Here is a 5039-nt window from a genome sequence, read left to right on the forward strand (position 1 = left end):
CCGGTGACCGAACTGTTCTCGATCGAGCTGTTTGCGTCGACGGTGACCGTGGCCGCGCCGCCGGCGAAGTCGGTCGAGGCGTCACCGCCGGTGATCTGCACGTCGGAGAGGGTTCCGGAGACGACGACGCTGACGGCGCCGCCGGTCAGGCCTGAGGCGCCGGGGGCGCTGTCGGTGCCATCGGTGCCGTTGCCGCCCTTGCCGCCGGTTGCGGTGACGCCGTTGATGTCGCCGCTGCCGCCGAGGAACGCCCCGCCGCCGCCGCCACCGCCGCCGCCGCCGTAGCCGATGCCGGCACCGAGGTAGCCCGCACCACCATCACCACCGGCACCACCGACCGCACCCAGACCCGCCGCGGCACCGCTACCGCCCTTGCCGCCGTTACCACCGGCCGCTCCAGCTGCACCGTTACCACCGGTACCCCCGGTACCACCGGATTGGGCGTCCACCCCGGTGAAGCCGACACCGTCACCACCATCGCCACCGTTACCACCACCACTGGCCGCCCCAGCAGTGCCGGCACTGGCCCCGGCACCCGCACCGGCGGCACCACCGGCACCACCATCGGCGCCGTTACCACCATCGCCGCCGTTGCCGGCGACCGCGCCGCCACCACCGCCGTGGCCATCCCCACCATCACCAGCGGTACCGGCATCGCCACCGTTGCCGCCGTTGCCGGCCACCGCATCGGGGCTACCGACGGCGTGCAGGCCAGCCGAGCCACCGGTGCCACCGGCACCACCGGCACCGGCGTTACCCCCCTTTCCGCCGTCGGTGTCACCGGTGGTGGCACTGAACCCGGCGCCACCGTCACCGCCCTGGCCACCGTTGCCGCCGGCGCCACCGACACCACCGAACTGCCCGTTGCCGCCGTGGCCACCGTTACCACCGGCACCACCGTTGCTGCCGTGACCACCATCGGGGCTGCCGTCCACCCCAGCCGCACCGTTGTAGCCGGCACCACCGTTGCCGCCCTTGCCACCAGCGCCGCCGGTGGCGGCGTAGGAGCCGTTGGATTCACCAGAATCACCGCCGTTGCCGCCCTTACCACCGGCACCGCCGTCGACACCGGCAGTGGTGCTGTCCGCCCCGTCCTTGCCGTCACCACCGTTGCCACCGTTGCCGGCCAGACCCGAAGCAGCCCGGGTCACCCCGTCGGCTTCCAGGCCACCCTTGCCGGCGTTACCGCCATTACCGCCGTTGCCACCAGAAGTCCCCGCCGCAGCAGCAGCATCGGAGGCCGCGTCGTAACCGGCGCCACCGGCACCACCATTGCCGCCCTTACCGGCTGAACCATTGGTGCCCGACGCGGCTTGGATACCGCCACCGGAGAGACCGCCGGCACCACCCTTGCCGGCGTTGCCGCCGTCACCACCATGTCCACCGGCACCACCATGGGGGTCGAGCGCGGTCCCGGCGACACCGACATCACCGTTGGCGCCGTTGGTGCCCGACCCACCATTGCCACCGACCCCACCGGCACCATGAGTGCCCGCAGTCGACCCGGTCCCGGCCACACCACCCTTACCACCGGCGCCACCGTTGCCACCGGAGGTGCCGGCGGCAGCACCAGCACCCAACGCGTCATAACCGGCGCCACCCGCACCACCGGCACCACCATTGCCGCCCTTACCCGAAGCAGCCCGATCCACACCGTTGACCTGGAAACCACCCTGGCCACCGTTACCGCCGTTACCGCCGTCGGTGCCGTTGCCGCCGTTGGGGTTCAGCGCGGTACCGGCCGCACCCGCAGCCCCGTCCTTACCCGACCCACCATTGCCACCCACACCGGCAGCACCGGCGGTCGCGCGGGTCACCCCATCGGCCTGCAACCCACCCAGACCGGCGTTACCCCCGACACCACCATTGCCACCAGAGGTCCCGGCCGCAGCAGCAGCATCCGAAGCCGCGTCATACCCGGCGCCACCGGCACCACCATTGCCGCCCTTACCGGCCGAACCATTCGTGCCCGACGCGGCCGCGACGCCGCCACCGGAAAGACCACCCGCGCCACCAGCACCGGCGTTACCACCAGTGCCGCCATGACCACCGGCACCACCATCAGGGCTCAAAGCCGTCCCGGCGGCCCCGATGTCACCGTTGGCGCCGTTGGTGCCCGACCCACCATTGCCACCGACACCACCGGCACCATGGGTGCCCGCAGTCGACCCGGTCCCGGCCACACCACCCTTACCACCGGCGCCACCGTTGCCACCGGAGGTGCCGGCCGCAGCACCAGCCGACACCGCGTCATAACCGGCGCCACCCGCACCACCGGCACCACCATTGCCGCCCTTACCCGAAGCAGCCCGGGTGATGCCATCGGCCTGCAAACCACCCAGGCCACCGTTACCGCCGCTACCGCCGTCGGTGCCGTTGCCGCCGTTGGGGTTCAGCGCGGTACCGGCCGCACCCGCAGCCCCGTCCTTACCCGACCCACCATTGCCACCCACACCGGCAGCACCGGCGGTCGCGCGGGTCACCCCATCGGCCTGCAACCCACCCAGACCGGCGTTACCCCCGACACCACCATTGCCACCAGAGGTGCCCGCCGCAGCCCCAGCATCAGCAGCCGCGTCATAGCCGGCGCCACCAGCACCACCATTGCCGCCCTTACCGGCGACACCATCAACACCCGACGCGGCCGCGATACCGCCACCGGAAACACCACCCGCGCCCCCGGCGCCGGCGTTACCACCATTGCCGCCATGGGCACCGGCACCACCATCGGGATGGACCGCAGTGCCGGCCTCACCCGCCCCGCCGTTGGCCCCGTTGGTGCCCGACCCACCATTACCACCGACACCACCGACACCGTGGACACCGGCGATCGTGCCGGTCCCGGCCAGGCCACCATTACCACCGGCACCACCATTGCCACCGGAGGTCCCGGCCGCAGCACCGGCACCGACGGCGTCATAACCGGCGCCGCCCTTACCGCCGGCACCACCATCACCACCATTGCCGGTGGCCGCCCGCGTGACGCCGTCAGCCTGCAACCCACCCAGGCCACCGTTGCCACCACGGCCACCGGCCTGACCATCAGTGCCATCGACATTCAGCGCGGTGCCATCAACACCATCAGCGCCGTGCTTGCCGTCACCACCATCACCACCCACACCGGCAACACCGGCCGCAGCCCGGGTCACCCCATCAGCCTGCAACCCACCCAGACCCGCGTTACCCCCGACGCCACCATTGCCACCGGCAGTACCGGTCAACGCACCCGGATCACTGGCCGCGTCATACCCCTGACCACCGGCGCCACCATGACCGCCGGCACCGGCAGCCCCGTCCTTACCCGAGGCCGCAAAGACTCCACCACCTGAGGAACCACCCGCGCCACCGGCACCCGCATTACCGCCCGCACCGCCATCGCCACCAGCACCACCATGCAGCGTCGAGGCCGTCCCGGCCTCACCGACCGCACCATCAGCACCGCGGGTGCCCGACCCGCCATCACCACCAACACCACCAACACCATGCGTGCCAGAAACCGTGCCGACACCCCCGGCACCACCATGACCACCGGCACCACCATTGCCACCCGAAACCCCCGGCGCAGCACCAGCACCCACCGCATCAAAACCCGCGCCACCGGCACCACCATCACCACCATCACCACCATCACCGGTGGACGCCCGCGTCACCCCGTCGGCCTGCAACCCACCCAGACCACCAGCACCCCCGGCACCACCATTGCCGCCGCGACCACCATCGGCAGCACCTAACGTGCCATCAGCCCCATCGAAACCACGCCCACCATTACCCCCGTCACCGCCATTGCCGGCCACACCACTGATGCCGTTGGCGGCCTGGCCACTAGCCCCGACACCCCCGACACCACCCAAACCGGCGTTACCCCCCGCACCACCAGCCTGACCGGCGAACCCATCGACATGCTCCGCGGTGCCATCAGCACCATCAGCACCATCCGCACCGTCACCACCGGAACCACCATTACCCCCGGCACCACCCTCACCCTGAGTGCCCACCGCACCGGCTAGCCCCTCACGGGCAAACCAACCCCCCGCACCACCAGCACCCGCGGCACCCGCAGCACCACCATTACCGCCCGCGCCACCATTGCCACCATTAGTGGCATCCACATGCTCGACCGTGCCATCAGCACCATGCGCGCCATCACCACCAGCACCACCATTGGCACCGGAACCACCCGAACCACCCCGACCACCCGTGCCGAACCAGAACGACGCCCGACCACCCGCGCCACCATTACCCCCGTCACCACCATCTTGGCCAGCACCCCCAGAAGCACCCAACAACCCCGCATTCACACCCGCCAAACCAGCCAGGCCATCCCCACCATCACCACCAGCACCGGCAGTGGAGAACAACCCCCACAACGCCGCATCCCCACCGAGACCACCGGCGCCACCAGACCCACCGGCGGTGACCGCGTCCCCGCCATCACCACCATCACCACCACGGCTGAACCAGGCGAACAATCCGGCGGCGCCACCATCACCACCATCACCAGAACCCCAGCCATCACCCCCATCACCACCGGAACCACCGAACAAACCACCCTGACCACCCGCGCCACCGTTATCGGTCAACCCGGTGCCATCAGCGTCCCAGCCCGCGCCACCATTGCCATAAATCCAGCCCCCCGCACCACCATCGGGATTCTCGGCCGTGCCATCCGCACCATCACCGAACGGCCTCAACCAGTTGATGTCACCCCAGTCAAACGACGCCCCCGCCGAACCCGGCAGATCCAGTGACTCCACCCCCACACCCGACAGGCTCAGATCCGCCAACAGCGCATCCCACACCCCATCCCAGGTCGCCACATCAGCCCACGAGTCGAACACCCCATCCCACGAACCGGCATCAAAGACCACCGACCACGCCGCCTGATCCCCCCAATTAGCCCCCAGATCAGCCACCGCAGCACCCAACTGCTCCCCCAGCAGCTCCACCAACACATCCTCAAAATCCGCCCCCGCCACCGGCGCAGGACTCAACGGCCCCACACCAAACCCGAGGAAAGCCCCCACCGCGGTGCTGGCACC

At 70.3% G+C, this 5039-nt stretch carries 1 protein-coding gene; it reads right to left on the reverse strand.

Features of this window, described 5'->3' with window-relative positions:
* On the reverse strand, positions 1–4946 hold a 4946-nt coding region (locus tag AWC18_RS21570), incomplete at its 3' end, for a PE family protein (RefSeq protein WP_208858300.1).
* Positions 4947–5039 lie beyond the last annotated feature (93 nt).

The organism is Mycolicibacter nonchromogenicus, from assembly GCF_002101775.1.
Classification (GTDB): Bacteria; Actinomycetota; Actinomycetes; order Mycobacteriales; family Mycobacteriaceae; genus Mycobacterium; species Mycobacterium nonchromogenicum.